Source organism: Komagataeibacter melaceti (assembly GCF_003403295.1).
Classification (GTDB): Bacteria; Pseudomonadota; Alphaproteobacteria; order Acetobacterales; family Acetobacteraceae; genus Komagataeibacter; species Komagataeibacter melaceti.
Map to the genome: position 1 here is coordinate 1 of NZ_QUWV01000059.1, position 15,317 is coordinate 15,317.

The 15,317-nt window shown below is 64.2% G+C and carries 15 protein-coding genes and 2 tRNA genes; 5 read left to right on the top strand and 12 right to left on the bottom strand.

Features of this window, described 5'->3' with window-relative positions; translation table 11 throughout:
- On the top strand, nt 1-437 hold a 437-nt coding region (locus DY926_RS07735), incomplete at its 5' end, for a bactofilin family protein (RefSeq protein ID WP_408886040.1).
- 120 nt (nt 438-557) lie between these two features.
- On the opposite strand, the gene DY926_RS07740 is transcribed toward DY926_RS07735, so the two are convergent.
- Both DY926_RS07740 and rnd read right to left on the bottom strand, forming a co-directional pair.
- Complete coding sequence (locus tag DY926_RS07740; protein ID WP_116702839.1) at nt 558-1,178, bottom strand: GcrA family cell cycle regulator; 621 nt, start codon at nt 1,176-1,178, stop codon at nt 558-560.
- A 143-nt stretch (nt 1,179-1,321) separates the two neighbouring features.
- The gene (gene rnd / locus DY926_RS07745; RefSeq protein ID WP_116702840.1) at nt 1,322-2,509 is read right to left on the bottom strand and encodes a ribonuclease D; all 1,188 of its coding nucleotides are present in this window, start codon (nt 2,507-2,509) and stop codon (nt 1,322-1,324) included.
- A 136-nt stretch (nt 2,510-2,645) separates the two neighbouring features.
- On the opposite strand from rnd, the gene queF reads away from it, so the two are divergent.
- Nucleotides 2,646-3,125, top strand: a complete 480-nt coding sequence (gene queF / locus DY926_RS07750; protein ID WP_116702841.1) for a preQ(1) synthase — start codon at nt 2,646-2,648, stop codon at nt 3,123-3,125.
- A gap of 211 nt (nt 3,126-3,336) precedes the next feature.
- Here queF and atpC read toward each other — a convergent pair whose 3' ends face one another.
- From atpC to DY926_RS07785, 7 genes are all read right to left on the bottom strand, one after another.
- Complete coding sequence (gene atpC, locus DY926_RS07755; protein WP_116702842.1) at nt 3,337-3,762, bottom strand: ATP synthase F1 subunit epsilon; 426 nt, start codon at nt 3,760-3,762, stop codon at nt 3,337-3,339.
- A 29-nt stretch (nt 3,763-3,791) separates the two neighbouring features.
- Nucleotides 3,792-5,267 (bottom strand): F0F1 ATP synthase subunit beta, encoded by a 1,476-nt coding sequence (gene atpD, locus DY926_RS07760; protein ID WP_116702843.1) that lies wholly within the window; start codon nt 5,265-5,267, stop codon nt 3,792-3,794.
- Nucleotides 5,268-5,299: 32 nt separating this feature from the next.
- Nucleotides 5,300-6,181 (bottom strand): F0F1 ATP synthase subunit gamma, encoded by an 882-nt coding sequence (locus DY926_RS07765; RefSeq protein ID WP_116702844.1) that lies wholly within the window; start codon nt 6,179-6,181, stop codon nt 5,300-5,302.
- Between the two features lie 16 nt (nt 6,182-6,197).
- Complete coding sequence (atpA, locus tag DY926_RS07770; RefSeq protein ID WP_116702845.1) at nt 6,198-7,736, bottom strand: F0F1 ATP synthase subunit alpha; 1,539 nt, start codon at nt 7,734-7,736, stop codon at nt 6,198-6,200.
- Nucleotides 7,736-8,332 carry an ATP synthase F1 subunit delta gene (atpH, locus tag DY926_RS07775; RefSeq protein ID WP_116702846.1) on the bottom strand — a complete coding sequence of 199 codons (597 nt, stop codon included), beginning with the start codon at nt 8,330-8,332 and terminating at the stop codon, nt 7,736-7,738. The genes atpA and atpH overlap by 1 nt, the downstream gene beginning before the upstream one ends.
- Nucleotides 8,333-8,641: 309 nt before the next feature.
- Complete coding sequence (locus DY926_RS07780) at nt 8,642-10,072, bottom strand: MFS transporter (protein WP_116702847.1); 1,431 nt, start codon at nt 10,070-10,072, stop codon at nt 8,642-8,644.
- 94 nt (nt 10,073-10,166) lie between these two features.
- Nucleotides 10,167-10,240 (bottom strand) — tRNA-Gly (locus tag DY926_RS07785).
- A 224-nt stretch (nt 10,241-10,464) separates the two neighbouring features.
- Here DY926_RS07785 and DY926_RS07790 point away from each other — a divergent pair.
- The 3 genes from DY926_RS07790 (at nt 10,465) to nusG (ending at nt 11,408) form a co-directional block, all read left to right on the top strand.
- Nucleotides 10,465-10,541 (top strand) — tRNA-Trp (locus DY926_RS07790).
- A 133-nt stretch (nt 10,542-10,674) separates the two neighbouring features.
- Entirely contained in the window at nt 10,675-10,869 is a 195-nt protein-coding gene (gene secE, locus DY926_RS07795) for a preprotein translocase subunit SecE (RefSeq protein WP_025813082.1), read from the top strand.
- Between the two features lie 8 nt (nt 10,870-10,877).
- Nucleotides 10,878-11,408: a transcription termination/antitermination protein NusG gene (gene nusG / locus DY926_RS07800; RefSeq protein ID WP_025813081.1), complete on the top strand. Its 531-nt coding sequence runs from the start codon at nt 10,878-10,880 to the stop codon at nt 11,406-11,408.
- A 104-nt stretch (nt 11,409-11,512) separates the two neighbouring features.
- Here nusG and DY926_RS07805 read toward each other — a convergent pair whose 3' ends face one another.
- From DY926_RS07805 to DY926_RS07815, 3 genes are read right to left on the bottom strand one after another with little or no spacing between them, the layout of a single operon-like run.
- Entirely contained in the window at nt 11,513-12,187 is a 675-nt protein-coding gene (locus DY926_RS07805; protein ID WP_116702848.1) for a PqiC family protein, read from the bottom strand.
- A 4-nt stretch (nt 12,188-12,191) separates the two neighbouring features.
- A complete protein-coding gene (locus tag DY926_RS07810) occupies nt 12,192-13,856 on the bottom strand; it encodes a PqiB family protein (RefSeq protein ID WP_116702849.1) in 1,665 nt (554 codons plus the stop codon).
- The gene (locus tag DY926_RS07815; RefSeq protein ID WP_116702850.1) at nt 13,853-15,316 is read right to left on the bottom strand and encodes a paraquat-inducible protein A; all 1,464 of its coding nucleotides are present in this window, start codon (nt 15,314-15,316) and stop codon (nt 13,853-13,855) included. The genes DY926_RS07810 and DY926_RS07815 overlap by 4 nt, the downstream gene beginning before the upstream one ends.
- Nucleotide 15,317: the final 1 nt, after the last annotated feature.

A 15,317-nucleotide genomic window follows, 5' to 3' on the forward strand; every position in this document is an offset into this window, starting at 1 on the left:
CGCCCAATCCTGCCTCCACCCCCGCTGGCGCGCGCCCCGGCGTGCCCGGCGCACAGGCCGCGAAGAAGGAATCCGACCGCCGCACACTGGTGGTGGGCCGTGGCATAAGCGTGCAGGGCACCATCCAGGACGCCGAGCGGCTGGTTGTTGAGGGCACGGTCGAATCCTCCCTCATCAACGCCTCCGAGCTCCAGATCGCGCAGGGCGGCGTGTTCAAAGGTGAAGTCGAGGTTGAGGATGCGGAACTGGCCGGCACCATCGACGGCACGCTGACGGTGCGCGGCAGCCTGACCATCCGCGCGACGGGCCGCCTGCTGGGCAAGGCCAAGTGCCGCCGACTGAAGGTGGAAGATGGCGGCCAGATCACCGGCCAGCTTGAAATGATCACCACCCCGGCCGCGTCGGACGCCCCGGCCGCACAGTCCGCCGCTGAATAAGCGCCGGATCAGGCCATGTGATCCGCCCATCCTGCGGGCGGATACAAAAAACGCCAGTGGCCGCGAGGCCCTGGCGTTTTTTTACATAATGAATGTTCCGCGAACGCGAAAAGGCAGCCTTCAGGCCACGTTGTCGCGCCGGTCACGCAGCTTGACATAGGCAAGCTGGGCATGTTCGGCGCAGTACGGCTTGCCCGGCAGCGGTGTGGCACCACAGAAATGAAAGCCCGGCGTGCCCGGGTCACCCAGCGGCCAGCAGCAGGACTGGCTGCTGCGGCGGCGCGGCTCACTGACGGGACGCAGCGCCGCGCGCGTGGCACGCGGCTGCGCACGGGTGGCGCGCGGGGCGGGTGCAGGCTCCGACTCGGCTGCGGGCGGTGCTGCGGGTTCCGGCTTTGCCTCGGTCACGGCGGTTGCGGGCGCGGGGGGCGCTTCCGGTTCCGGCGTGGCTATGGGGGCGGCTGCAGGCACGGCCTGCGCTACCGGCGGCTCGGCTACGGCGGGAGCCGCTGTTTCCGGGCTGGTGGTGGCTGGTGCGGCCTGCGCTGCCGGTTCGGCCGGGGCCGCAGCCTTGGCGCGACGGATGGGCGACGGACGGGGCTTGAGACCCAGACGATGTGCCTTACCCACCACCGCGTTCTTGGTAACGGATAACTGACGCCCGATTTCTGCGGTCGACAGGCCCTGCTGCCACAGATCACGCAGGCGCGCGATCGTCTCCTCGGTCCATTCCATCGCCATCGTTCTGCACTCCTTACGCGGAATGGAGCGAAACTAGGCGTATCCCGTGTCCGGCTCAACCGCCGGGGCACAGAATCTTGTGGACAGTTCTGCGCATAACCTGTTCGCAACCCCGGTAAAACCATACCGGAACAGTAAACGGCTCAGTCGTGGATCAGTTTTATCTTGCCCCCATCAACGCCCATTATCAGCCTGCCCGCCTTGAGTTCCCGCGCCAGCTTGCCAAACACCGTATTGCGCCAGCCGTGAAAAGCGGGGATGTCCGCCGTGTCATCCAGCGCGAAACGGTCAAGATCCTCGGATGAGGCGACCAGCTTGGGGGCCACGCGATGGGTCTCGCAACAGGCCGCGAGCAGGACCTTGAGCAGTGCAATCAGCGCAGGGGATGGGCGCTGCGCCTCCTTGCTCCGACCTTTGGGCAGGCGGGGCAGGTCCGCTTCCGGCTCGGCCATGGCCGCGGCCACGGTTTCCAGCAGGGACTGGCCGCTGCGCCCTTCGGCAAAACCGCGTGAGACGCCACGCACCCGGGCCAGGGTCTCGGTCGTGGTGGGTGTGGTCGCCGCGATTTCCATCAGGCTCTCATCCTTGAGCAGACGCTGGCGCGGCACGTTCACCCGCTGCGCCTCCCCTTCCCGCCATGCCGTTATGGCCCGCAGGATGCCCAGCATGCGCCGGTTGTTCGTGCGGGGGCGCATCTTCTCCCACAGGGTCAGCGGATCGGGGCGGAAGGTGGCGGGCGTGTTCAGGATGTCCAGCTCGGCCGCCACCCAGTCCAGACGGCCTTCCGCCTCAAGCTGCTGCAACAGCTTCTGATAGACAAGGCGCAGATAGGTGACATCAGCCGCCGCATACCCGATCTGGGCAGGGGAAAGCGGGCGGGCCGACCAGTCGGAAAAACGATGTGACTTGTCGATCTGCACGCCAAGCAGGGATGAGACGAGGTTGTCATACCCGACCTGATCGCCATACCCCGCCACCATGGCCGCAACCTGCGTATCGAACAGGGCCGCGGGCAGGCGGTCGAACAGGTGCAGGAAAATTTCCAGGTCCTGCCGTGCGGCATGGAAGACCTTGACCACGGTGGCGTCATCCAGCAGCGCGCCAAGGGATGACAGGTCGATACCCGGCGCGATCGTGTCAATCACCACGACCTCGTTCTCACCGGCAAGCTGCACCAGGCACAGCTCGGGCCAGTACGTGCGCTCACGCACGAACTCGGTGTCGATTGTCACAAACGGCTCACTGCGCAGTCGCGCGGTTACAGCCTCAAGCTCCGCCGTGGTGGTCACCAGTACGGGCGCAGGGAATTCAGGTCGGGATACACGTGCCATGCCATGCAGTTATCATGCCTGCCCCCGGTTGCGAAAGCAGTGAAAACCGCATGCCGGTTGCCTGCATTTCCATTGACGCTGGCGCGGCGCTTACGGCATCACCACATATCCCATTTCCATTCCTGACGGACCCCGCATGAACACCCGCCCCACATCCGATGACGGCAGCCAGTTCCTGACCCAGCTTGGCCAGCACACCGCCCAGCCCGCCAGCCCGGAGGAAGCCCGGCTGGAACGTGTTCCCGCCCCCGAGCGCGGGCGCAATTATGTCGTGCGCTTTACCGCGCCCGAGTTCACATCGCTCTGCCCCGTGACCGGCCAGCCGGATTTTGCCCATATCGTCATCGACTACATTCCCGATGAATGGATTGTGGAGAGCAAGTCCCTCAAGCTGTTCCTGACCAGCTTCCGCAACCATGGCGCCTTTCACGAAAAATGCTCCGTGCAGATCGCCACCACGCTGGTGGACCTGCTGAAGCCGGTCTGGCTGCGGATCGGGGCCTACTGGTACCCCCGTGGCGGCATGCCGATTGATGTTTTCTGGCAGACCGGCGCACCGCCGGAAGGCGTATGGATACCCGCGCAGGACGTGCCAGGCTATCGCGGCCGTGGCTGAATGGCAGGCAGGAAACCGCCTGAAGAACATTCCATAAGTCAGCAGGAAGTTGCCGGGGAGGCTCTACTCAAAAAGCTGCCCAAAACGCCGCCTGTTTTCAAACAGGCGGCCCCCGGAAACATCTCCTGAACACAAAAAAAGCGCCCCGTTACAGGGCGCTTTTTTTATAAGCCAGCCAGCCCACCCCATTGGCGGGGTGGAACAGAAAGCGTCAGAGCGACATGGCCGGAATGGCCGACTGCGCCGCATCAATCTCGGCACGGGCCGACTGGATCTTGTTCATGAGGATATCAAGCGCGGGCACGTTCATCTTGTCCGCATCCTCATAGGATTTTTCCAGCCCCGCCAGACGTTCTTCCGCCGCATCAACCGACAGCTCGGCCACCGGTGTCGCCCGGTCGGCAAGGATGGTGCAGTGGGTCGGCGCGATATCGGCAAACCCACCCGCCACGAAGAAGCGATGCGTCACCACACCGCCTTCATAGACATCGGCCACGCCACCGCGCAGTGTCAGCATGAGCGGTGCATGGTCCGGCATGGCCGCGATGTCACCTTCCGATCCCGGCATGACCAGCATATCGGCGTCATGCGCGAACAGCACCTTCTCCGGACTGACAATCTTGACCTTAATGGACATGGTCTATCTTCCTTGCGTCAGGGGTCGGATCAGGCCGCTTCCTTCATTTTCTCGGCCTTGGCCACCGCTTCCTCGATCGCACCAACCATGTAGAAGGCACCTTCGGGCAGGTGATCGTATTCGCCAGCCACAATCGCCTTGAACGAACGGACCGTATCTTCCAGCGAGACCAGCTTGCCCGGTGCGCCGGTGAACACTTCGGCCACGTGGAACGGCTGGGACAGGAAGCGCTGGATACGACGCGCGCGGGCCACGACCAGCTTGTCGTCTTCCGACAGTTCGTCCATGCCGAGAATGGCGATGATGTCCTGCAGGGACTTGTAGGTCTGCAGGATGCGCTGCACGTCACGCGCCACCTGGTAGTGCTCTTCACCCACGATCTTCGGATCGAGCGAACGCGACGTGGAATCCAGCGGGTCAACAGCCGGGTAGATGCCCATTTCCGCGATGGAGCGGTTCAGCACCGTGGTGGCGTCCAGATGGGCGAAGGTCGCAGCAGGCGCCGGGTCGGTCAGGTCATCGGCCGGGACGTACACGGCCTGGACGGACGTGATCGAGCCCTTCTTGGTCGAGGTGATGCGTTCCTGCAGGGCACCCATTTCGGTCGCCAGTGTCGGCTGATAGCCCACGGCGGACGGGATGCGGCCCAGCAGGGCGGAGACTTCGGCGCCAGCCTGCGTGAAGCGGAAGATGTTGTCCACGAAGAACAGCACGTCCTGACCTTCGACATCACGGAAGTATTCCGCAACCGTCACACCGGACAGGGCGACACGGGCACGCGCGCCCGGCGGCTCGTTCATCTGGCCATAGACCAGCGCCACCTTCGAGCCTTCGGTCGAGTCACCGTTGATCTTGATGACGCCCGCGTCCTGCATTTCGTAATACAGGTCGTTACCTTCACGGGTACGTTCACCAACACCGGCGAAGACGGACACGCCGCCATGGGCCTTGGCGATGTTGTTGATCAGTTCCTGAATGATGACGGTCTTGCCCACGCCGGCACCACCGAACAGGCCGACCTTACCACCCTTGAGGTACGGGCAGAGCAGATCGACCACCTTGATGCCGGTGGGCAGGATTTCGGTTGCGGCGGCCTGCTCGTCAAAAGCGGGGGCAGCGCGGTGGATGGGCGCGCGGCCAGCGGCCTGCACCGGGCCACGGTCATCAATCGGCTCACCGATCACGTTCAGGATACGGCCCAGCGTGCCCGGGCCGACCGGCACGGTGATCTGGTTGCCCGTGGCGGTCACTTCCGCGCCACGGCTCAGGCCATCGGTCGTATCCATGGCAATGCAGCGGACTTCATGTTCGCCGATTTCCTGCGCCACTTCCAGCACCAGGGTCTGGCCGTTGAGCTCGACATGCAGGGATTCAAGGATATGCGGCAGCACACCCTCGAACTGCACGTCAACAACGGCGCCGCGGATCTGCGTTACGCGACCAACGACATTGCTTTTCTGCGCCTGCGTGGAGACAGGAGCCTCTTGAGTTGTGGTTTCCGACATGGGACAGCTCCTGTGAGCGTGAAGATTGGTCCTCAGACAGCCTGGGCGCCCGAGATGATTTCAATCAGTTCATTGGTAATATTGGTCTGACGCGTCCGGTTGTAAGTCAGCGTCAGGCGATCAATGGCCTTGCCGGCATTGCGGGTCGCGTTGTCCATGGCCGTCATCCGCGCGCCATTCTCGCCCGCCGCCGTTTCCAGCATGGTGGCATAGAGCTGCACCTGCAGGTTGCGCGGCAGGAGGCTGGACAGGAGCGTGCCCTCGTCCGGCTCGAATTCATAGGTGGCAAGATCGGTCGACGCCGTATTGTCATTATCCGGCAGCGCCAGCGGAATAAGCTGCATTTCCGTGGGCGTCTGGGTCATGACGTTGCGGAACTGGTTGTACACCAGCGTGCAGACATCGAACTCGCCCTTGTCCAGCAGGGACGAAATCTGCTCACCCAGTTCAGCCGCGGCGGAAAACGGAATTTCCTTGCTGGCCGCCAGATGGCGATGACCGATGATGAGGTCCGCAAACTCCCGCGACAGGAAATCATGCGTCTTGCGCCCGACCGGCAACAGCTTGACCGTCTTGCCTTCCGCCTGGAGCTTGAGCACCAGGTTACGGGTCGTACGGTTGATGTTGGAGTTGAACGCACCCGCCAGGCCACGGTCACTGGACATGGGGATCAGCAGATGCACCTTGTCCTGACCCGTTCCGGTCAGCAGTGCGGGCTGGCCGCCCTCGTTCGCCACGCTGCGCGCGACCTCAGCCAGCATGCGACGCATCGCATCGGCGTATGGGCGCGCAGCGGCCGCGCGGGCTTCCGCCCGGCGCAGCTTGGCGGCGGCGACCATTTTCATTGCGCTGGTGATCTTGCGCGTCGATTTGACGCTGCCAATCCGCGCGCGTAGTTCCTTCAGGGAAGCCATGGTTGCCCGATCTTCCTCAGTTGACGAACTGACGGCCGAATGTCGTCAGGAAATCATTCAGACGGCTTTCGATATCCTTCGTCAGCTGGCGCTGGGTCCGGATCGATTCAAGGATGTCCTTGCCCGACGTGCGGACATCAGCCAGCAGGCGCTTTTCGTATTCCGTCACCTGATCGACCGACACGGCGTCGATGTAGCCACGGGTGCCGGCGAACAGGACCACCACCTGCTCCTCAACGGAGAGGGGCGAGGTCTCGGGCTGCTTCAGCAGCTCGACCAGACGCGCGCCACGGGCAAGCTGCTTCTGCGTGGCCGGGTCCAGGTCGGACGCGAACTGCGAGAAGGCGGCCATTTCACGATACTGCGCCAGTTCCAGCTTGATCTTGCCGGCAACCTGCTTCATCGCCTTGATCTGCGCGGCGGAGCCAACGCGCGACACGGAACCACCCACGTTCACCGCCGGGCGGATGCCACGGTAGAACAGGTCGGTTTCAAGGAAGACCTGACCGTCGGTGATGGAGATCACGTTGGTCGGGATGTAGGCCGACACGTCACCAGCCTGCGTCTCGATAACCGGCAGGGCGGTCAGCGAACCGGCGCCGAACTTGTCGGACATCTTCGCCGCGCGTTCCAGCAGGCGGGAATGCAGGTAGAACACGTCACCCGGATAGGCTTCACGTCCCGGCGGACGACGCAGCAGCAGCGACATCTGGCGGTAGGCGACGGCCTGCTTGGACAGATCATCATACACGATCAGCGCATGCATGCCGTTATCGCGGAAATACTCGCCCATAGAGCAGGCGGCGTACGGCGCGAGGTACTGCATGGGGGCCGGGTCGGACGCGGTGGCGGCCACGACGATGGAGTATTCCATCGCGCCGGTTTCCTCCAGCGTGCGCACCAGCTGCGCCACGGTCGAGCGCTTCTGCCCGATCGCAACATAGATGCAGTAAAGCGACTTGCTTTCGTCACCCAGCGCGTTGACGCCCTTCTGGTTGACGATGGTGTCGATCAGGATCGCGGTCTTGCCGGTCTGACGGTCACCGATGATCAGCTCACGCTGGCCACGCCCGATGGGCACCAGCGCGTCGATCGCCTTGATGCCGGTCTGCATCGGCTCGCTGACGGACTGGCGCGGCATGATGCCGGGGGCCTTGATTTCAGCGCGCTTGGGAATGACTTCACCCACCAGCGGGCCCTTGCCGTCGATCGGATTGCCCAGACCGTCAACCACGCGGCCCAGCAGGGCCTTGCCGGTCGGCACTTCCACCACCTTGCCGGTGCGGGCGACGGTGTCGCCTTCACGCATGCTGGTGTCATCACCGAAAATGACAACACCGACGTTGTCATTCTCAAGGTTCAGCGCCATGCCCTTCTGGCCACTGGCGGGGAAGTCCAGCATTTCACCGGCTTCGACGTTCTGCAGGCCGTACACGCGGGCAATGCCGTCACCCACGGACAGGACGATCCCTGTCTCGGCAACATCAGTGGCCTTGTCGAACGTAGCGATCTGCTGCTTGAGGATATCCGAAATCTCGGAGGGGCGGATTTCCATCACGCGGCTCCCTTCATGGCATGGTGCAGGCGGGTAAGGCGGGATCTGAGACTGGTATCGTACAGGCGGGCGCCAACGCGCACGACCAGACCGCCCAGCAGGCCCGCGTCAACACGCTCCTGGATATTGACTTTGGAATAGCCGGCCTCGGCAAGGCGGCTGCGAAGCTGGACACGCTGCAGGTCGGTCAGGGGATGGGCGGACACGACATCGGCCACCACTTCCCCGCGCCTTCCGGCAGCGATAGCCGCCAGCGCGGCAAGAATGTCACGCAGGCGCGGGAGGCGGCGGTTGTTCGCCACCACGCCAACAAAATCACGCATAAGGGGACTGAAGCCTTCGGCGGCCAGCACGGCATCCACCGCGCGGCCGCTGGCGCGGATGTCCAGCGTCCGGTCCGTCAGCACGGTCTGCAGGTCAGCACTGCCGTCGATCATCTCGACAAGGCGGGCAGCCTGCTCCAGAACGGGGTCAAGCTCCCGGCGTTCCGCCGCAAGCTCATAAAGCGCCGTCGCATAACGACCGGGAAGGCCATTGGCAATGGAGGCGATCGGTATTGAGGTCGTTCCACCCGAATCCACTGTCCGCTTTTCCAATCCAGAATCTTGATTCAAAACAACAAGCCGCCTGCCCGGAAACCCTGGTTCCGTGCGCTGCTGGCGCGGCTCTAGCACGCGGCGGGAGCGCACGCAACAGACCACGTGCCCGGCCAGCCCCGACCGGCGGGGCCGCACCGCCGGTTTTGATCCACATACAATCCGCCCCCTTGGGGGCCAGCGGCATCATACATGGGCAATGCCAATTCGGAAAAGGGTTAAAGCCCGGTTTTTGCTGCGTGTCGGAATTATAGCCGGACCGGAATGATACAGATTATTGATATGCATTATTCGCATATCGTTTATGCATCAATTCGGATCAAGCAGCGCCGCGACCGCCCTTGCGCTCTGCCGCGCCCGGGCACCGGTTGAAACAAACCCGAGAATCGCAATCGCGATCGCCGCCACGACCATGCTCCACCACACCGCATGGGTCGCCTGTGAAAAACCTGCCCACTGCACCACACCCGTATGGATGCAGGTGGCGGTCAGCGCGCCGCCCAGCGCGATGCCCAGCAGCGCCCCCACCTGCCGGCTGGCCGAGGCAATGGCCGCGGCCACGCCAGCCTGCGCGCGCGGCATGCCCGCAATGGCCGAATTGGTGATGGGCGCGTTGCACAGGCCAAACCCGCAGCCGCACAGCCCATAGGACACCAGCAGCAGGGAAAGCGGCGTGGTGGCGTCCAGCCCGGTCAGCATTACGGCGCTCAACCCGAATCCGACCGCCGAGAGCAAAAGCGGCAGCCGCGCGCCATACCACCCGGTCAGCCGCCCCGAGATGGGGGCGCACAGCATGCTGCCAAAGGCGAAGGGCAGCGTGCACAGCCCGGCCTGCAGGGCAGGCAGGCCACGCACATCCTGCAGATAAAGCGTGTTGAGGAACAGGAAGGCGCTGAAAATGGCAAAGGCCAGAACGGCGGTCACGATCGCGCCGGAAAATGGCCAGGCACGGAAAAACCGCAGGTCGATCAGGGGGGAGGCCGCGCGCTGCTCGACAATGATGAACCCCGCGATGGACAGCAGCCCGAAGCCGAGGAACCCGGAAATGGTGGGGGAGGACCAGCCGTAATTATGCGCCTCGATCAGGCCGGATGTAATCATGGCCAGCGCCACGATGGCCAGTAGCTGCCCCGGCGCATCAATGCTGCGCCCCTGCCCGCCACTGGATTCGGGCACGAAGCGCAGCGTCAGCGCGATGGCGATCATCCCGATGGGCACATTGACCCAGAACACGGCCTGCCAGCCCACCCAGTGCACCAGAATACCGCCGACAACCGGCCCCAGCGCCAGCGCCACGCCGGAGGTCGCACCCCACAGGCCGATCGCCTGGGCGCGGGCACGGGGTTCGACATACACATTGGTCAGGATGGACAGGGCGACCGGGTTGAGCATGGAGCCGCCGATTCCCTGCACCGCACGGGCAAGGACCAGCATGTTCACGCTCCACGCCAGCCCGCACAGCGCAGACCCCGCGCAGAAAAGGGAGATGCCCAGCAGGAACATCCGCCGCCGCCCGAAACGGTCCGCCAGCGAACCGACCAGCAGCATGAGGCTGGCCACCATGAGGGTATAGGCATCCACCACCCACTGCAGGGTGGAGAAACTGCCATGAAGCTGCGCCCGAATGGAGGGGAGGACCACATTGACAACCGTCACGTCCATCATGACCAACAGCAGACTGAGGCAGCACGTGCCCAGCACGATACGCGGATGAACCGATGAAGGAGTGGCTGTTACCATGCGAGATCGCCCCTGACCGTGCCGGACCACCGCACCGATACGGGGAATCCGAAATTCCAGTTACGCCTGGAAAAGTTTTTGATGAAGGGCGATATGGAGCGGGCGAAGGGAATCGAACCCTCCTCAGAAGCTTGGAAGGCTACTGCATTACCACTATGCTACGCCCGCCCATAAGGTAGCCCGACCTATACCGTTTCAGCCCGGCGTGTTGCAAGCCCATAAACCGTGGCCTGCGATCAAACGTGTAAAACTTGCATTTTTATGTCCTGCCCCCTTGACTTTGGACGCGAGTCATACTTTTTTCCGCTTCCTGTGCCGGGTTCGCATGGAGGCCCCGAAACGGCGTGACACTGTTCACGCCATGGGTTTCGGGTATTCGCAGGCGGCTTTGCAGGGGTGTAGCTCAATTGGCTAGAGCGCCGGTCTCCAAAACCGGAGGTTGCGGGTTCGAGACCCTCCACCCCTGCCATTCTCCGGTCGGGCATTCCCCTTCCGGCCTGGCACCCGATGGGTCGGGCCACAATGGTCCGCACCGGTTCTAAGGCCCCGCGCCGGCTGGATTTTCCGGTTGGCGCGCCGCGGCGTTGCAGGAAGGGTATTTCGTGTCGGTCGGTCCCGCGAAATTTGTTGAAGATGTCCGTGCAGAGGCCAGAAAGATTACCTGGCCAACGCGACGCGCCACCCTCATGACAACGGGTGCGGTGCTGGCCATGGCCGGTTTTGCCTCGATTTTCTTCTTCCTCGTCGACGAGGTGATCGGCCTTGGCGTACGGAAACTCTTCGGACTGGGAGGCTGAGTTCAGCCATGGCCAAGCGGTGGTATGTCATCCACGTCTATTCGGGCTTCGAGAAAAAGATAGCCCAGCACATCAAGGAACAGGCGGCCCAGAAGGGGCTGGCCGACCATTTTGGTGAAATCCTCGTCCCTTCGGAAGAAGTGACGGAAGTGCGACGGGGCCAGAAGGTCAATTCCGAGCGCAAGTTCTTCCCCGGCTACGTGCTGGTCAACATGGAACTGACGGACGAAGCCTGGCATCTGGTCAAGGATACGCCCAAGGTCACCGGCTTCCTGGGCACCAAGACCCGTCCTTCCCCCATCCCCAAGGTGGAAGCCGAACGGATCATGAAGCAGGCGCAGGAAGGCGTGGAACGGGTCCGTCCCTCCGTCACCTTCGAGGTCGGCGAGCAGATCCGCGTGGCCGACGGGCCGTTCACATCCTTCAACGGCACGATCGAGGAAGTGGATGAGGAACGTGGCCGCCTGAAGGTCAGCGTCTCCATCTTCGGCCGCTCCACGCCGGTTGATCTGGAATACAATCAGGTCGAGAAGGTCTGAACCTTCCGCCCTGCGGCTACAAAGGCACCTTCGGGTGCCTTTTTTATTGCCTGCTTTTTGCCCCGGCCCACGCCACGGGCAGGCCCCGCCTGCCCGTGCGCCGTTCAGCCGTGATGGGGTTCCGGCGCGGGTGGCAGCATGCCAAGCTGCCGGGCCGCCATGTCCGCCACCTGCCCCGTCAACTGGCTGAGTGCGGCCACCATGGCGCGCGTGCCCGAGCCCGTGGCCGGGGCGGTCAGGTCCAGTGGCGTGGACAGGTCGTGCTCAGGGTCACCGGCCCGGTGGACCGACAGGCTGCCCGCCAGATGCACAAGCCCCGCCCCGTCCCGCGCGAAGCGGGTGATCTCGACCTCCACAAACGCCTGCGCCGGAACGGTTGTGGCGTCGTTCTGGGCAAATACGGTCCGCCCCGGCAGGCGCTGCTGCAGGTCGGTGGACAGGACATGGCCGAGCATGGGGGCCAGCGGTTCGCTCCACGCGGCGGCGGACAGGGTGGACAGGCTGTAATCGTCCTGCACGCCCACGATGTTCTGCCGGTCCAGCGAGGGGGGAACGCCCGGCATCCGTACCTCGATCACGGCAGGCACCTGCGTATCGACCGTGACGGCCTGCGTGGCGGGCACGGGGGCAAGGGAATACAGCGCCGGGTCGGATGACCCGCACCCCCCCAGCGCGAGCAGGCCCGCCGCCACGGCCACAGGCGCGGAGATGGCGCGTGCCGGGTTAAGGGAAGCGGAGCCTGTCAGGCAGTCTCGAAGATACCGTAGGGGGCGGTGCATGGTCTTATCGTCCCGTAATCAGAGCCGAGGGGTGATGGGTCAGGAAGTCCGACAGGAAGCGCAGTGAGCGCGCCGCATCGTTAAGCTGCAGCATCATCTGCTGGAGGTTGCGCTGGAAATCGGTGTCCCCGCCATAGCTGGACAGGACCGAATTCGCGTTCTTCAGCGTCTTGTCCATCCCGGTCAGCAACTGGGGCATCTCGGTGCGGGCATCGCGCGAGATGACCTGCAGGTTCTGGAGCGAACTGCGCAGCGCGGTCAGCGCCTGCTTCGTGTCGGGGCTGTTGATCCGCGCATCGGCATGGGCCAGCAGGCTGTTCAGGTTTTCGCCCACCTGTGTCAGCGGCATGGCGGCGATCTTGTCGCTTATGACAGACAGCGAATCCATGATGCCGGACATGCCCCCGCCCTGCCCCGGCAGCACAAGGGCGTTGTCTTCCATCGTCACCTCGGCCGGTTTCGCGTTCTTGACGAAAAGCAGCGCGATCTCGGATTCGCCGGTCAGCATGCTCGTGCTCTGCACGGCGGCCCGCAGCCCCGACGCCACCTGCTTGTGCAGCAGTTCGGTCAGGGCATCGGGCGGGACCTCGCGGTTGTCCAGCACCCGTTCGGGCTGGAGTTCCATGGCCACGCGCACATGGGCCTTGCCCGTCGCCGGATCGACCTGCAGCCTGACGTCATCAATCATGCCGACCTGGATGCCGAACATGGTCAGCCGCCCGCCGCGCGTCAGCCCGGAGACCGAACTGGTCAGGTAGGTGACAAGCGGGATGCGCTGGCGGTAGCCCGCGCTGTTGGCTTCCTCCGCGCTGTCATACAGGCGGAAGGTCGTCTCCGCCCCGGCATCGGGGGGCAGGATGTTCTTCTCGTTACGGGCATCGGGCGGGTCGAACGCCACGCCACCGGACAGCAGGGCCTGAAGCGACTGGAGCTTCACCTTCAGCCCGCCGGGGCCAAGCCCCACCTGCACGCCCGATACGTTCCAGAACCGCGTATCGGTGCGCAGGTAATGGTCGTAGGGGGCCTGCACGAAAATCTGCACCCGGATCGGGCCGCGCCCTTCGGGCGGCATGGTGTAGCCCAGCACTTCCCCCACCACCACGTCACGGAAGAAGATCGGCGCCCCCTGCCCCAGCGAGCCAAGGGAATCCGTAACCAGCGTATAGGTATGGCCCGGCTGGTCCGAACGCACGCCGGGCGGGGCTTCCAGCCCGGTGAAGTGCGTTGTGTACCGCCCGCCCGGCTCACCCGCATCCATGGCGATGTACGCGCCGGACATGACGGTTTCCAGCCCGGTCACGCTGGCGCCGTTGATGCGCGGGCGCACCACCCAGAAACGGGCATGGTCGGTCAGCATGTGCCCTGATGTGGATGTCATGCGCACGCGCACCTCCACATGGTGCAGGTCGTCGCTCAGCCGGATGGAATCGACCGTGCCCAACGGCACCGCCTTGTTCTTCACCGCGGTCTGGCCACTGACCAGCCCGTCCGCCGTGTCAAAGGTGATAACGATCAGCGGCCCGCGCCCCGTCAGCCCGCGCCAGCCCAGGTAACCCGCGATCAGGATGGCGACGATGGGCACCAGCCACACAACCGAGAAACGGTACCGTCGCGTCCGGGCCAGTGGCGGAACACCCTGCGGGTCGTTGGAAAGAGAATCGTCATTCACGCCTGGTCTGGCTCCATGCTGGCCGGGGAAAGGGAAGACGGGACGGCCGGGTCCGCCCGTGCGCGCAGCACGGCGGGCGGCAGGCCATCGGGAACGGGGCCGTTGCGGCCCGCCGCGTCCCACATGATGCGGGGGTCAAAGCTCCATGCCGCCAGCAGCGTCAGCACCACGACGGCAGCGAACGCCACCATCCCGGCATTGGCCGTGACACTGGCCATGGCGTTGAAGCGTACGACCGCGACAAGAATGGAAATCATGAATACGTCGATCATGGACCACCGCCCCACCATATCGACCACCCGGAATAGCCGCGTGCGCATGACCAGATGCCCGCGCGCGCCCCGCCATGTCTGCAGGATCATCCACGCAAGGCTGAGGATCTTGAGCATCGGCACAGTAATGGAGGCGAAGAACACCAGCAGCGAGAGCGGGATCATGCCATCCATCCACAGTTCGATGGCCCCTTCGACAATGGTGTGCCCACCACCGCCCCCCATGCGCAGGAATGTCATGACCGGGTAGAGATTGGCGGGGATGTAGAACACGATCGCCGCGATCAGGAAGGCGGTGGTGCGTGAGAGTGTCTGCGGCAGGCGTCGCCAGACTTTGTGTTCACAGCGCGGGCATATGCCCACACAGCTCAGGTTCGAGACGGGATGCGACAGCTCGCCTACCAGCCCGCATGCGCTGCACGCCACCAGATGGTCCACCGGCGGCATCTCGATCTCATCAATATGCACATACGCGACGGCGGCGGTCTCACCCCCTTCGCTGCGGGTGAGGGAATCAATCCGCCGGTGCCGCCAGATCATATCGGTATCGAGCGTGGAATCGGTGGCCGCCATGGTCAGCATCAGCGCGCCGATCAGGTACACGGCCGGCCCCACATCCACATGCGCCATGTCCGTCAGCTTGGTGTAGGCGACGAAGATGCCAAGGATATAGACCTCAACCATCGACCACGGCCGCAGCTTGTCATACCAGACCAGGATGCGCGGTCCCCAGTCGGGCAGTTGCGGGCGGGAGCCTGCATACAGGATGGCGAACATGAACCCGATGGCCACCGCCGGGGCCAGCACCGTCACCGCGCCGACAAGTATCCCGGCTTCCCCCCACCCTTCGTGCATGAGTTCCATCGGCCCGGTCAGCAGGTCCACCGTGCGCTGCCTGCCGTACACATCCAGCGTCATGAGCGATGAGGCGAGTGCTGCGAAATAGAACGCCGCCGAACTGATGCAGAACGCCAGCGGCGCGGCCAGCGGGGCCGTACGCCGCCTGCGCGCCATTTTCTGCCCGCAGCGCACGCACAGGGCCTGCTGGCCCGGCTCAAGGTCTGGCAGGCGCTGGTACAGCCCGCAGCCGGGACATTCCGACAGCCCGCCAATAACGCGCACATGCCGCACGGGCCCCAGGCCAAGGTCATCGCAGCGCAGGCGCGCGGGGGGAGAGGACATGCTCATA

Bases quoted from the DNA above. Each gene is read 5' to 3' on its own strand.
- DY926_RS07740 (WP_116702839.1), bottom strand. From the start codon at position 1,178: ATGGCGATGGAATGGACCGAGGAGACGATCGCGCGCCTGCGTGATCTG.
- rnd (WP_116702840.1), bottom strand. From the start codon at position 2,509: ATGGCACGTGTATCCCGACCTGAATTCCCTGCGCCCGTACTGGTGACC.
- queF (WP_116702841.1), top strand. From the start codon at position 2,646: ATGAACACCCGCCCCACATCCGATGACGGCAGCCAGTTCCTGACCCAG.
- atpC (WP_116702842.1), bottom strand. From the start codon at position 3,762: ATGTCCATTAAGGTCAAGATTGTCAGTCCGGAGAAGGTGCTGTTCGCG.
- atpD (WP_116702843.1), bottom strand. From the start codon at position 5,267: ATGTCGGAAACCACAACTCAAGAGGCTCCTGTCTCCACGCAGGCGCAG.
- DY926_RS07765 (WP_116702844.1), bottom strand. From the start codon at position 6,181: ATGGCTTCCCTGAAGGAACTACGCGCGCGGATTGGCAGCGTCAAATCG.
- atpA (WP_116702845.1), bottom strand. From the start codon at position 7,736: ATGGAAATCCGCCCCTCCGAGATTTCGGATATCCTCAAGCAGCAGATC.
- DY926_RS07780 (WP_116702847.1), bottom strand. From the start codon at position 10,072: ATGGTAACAGCCACTCCTTCATCGGTTCATCCGCGTATCGTGCTGGGC.
- nusG (WP_025813081.1), top strand. From the start codon at position 10,878: ATGGCCAAGCGGTGGTATGTCATCCACGTCTATTCGGGCTTCGAGAAA.
- DY926_RS07805 (WP_116702848.1), bottom strand. From the start codon at position 12,187: ATGCACCGCCCCCTACGGTATCTTCGAGACTGCCTGACAGGCTCCGCT.
- DY926_RS07815 (WP_116702850.1), bottom strand. From the start codon at position 15,316: ATGAGCATGTCCTCTCCCCCCGCGCGCCTGCGCTGCGATGACCTTGGC.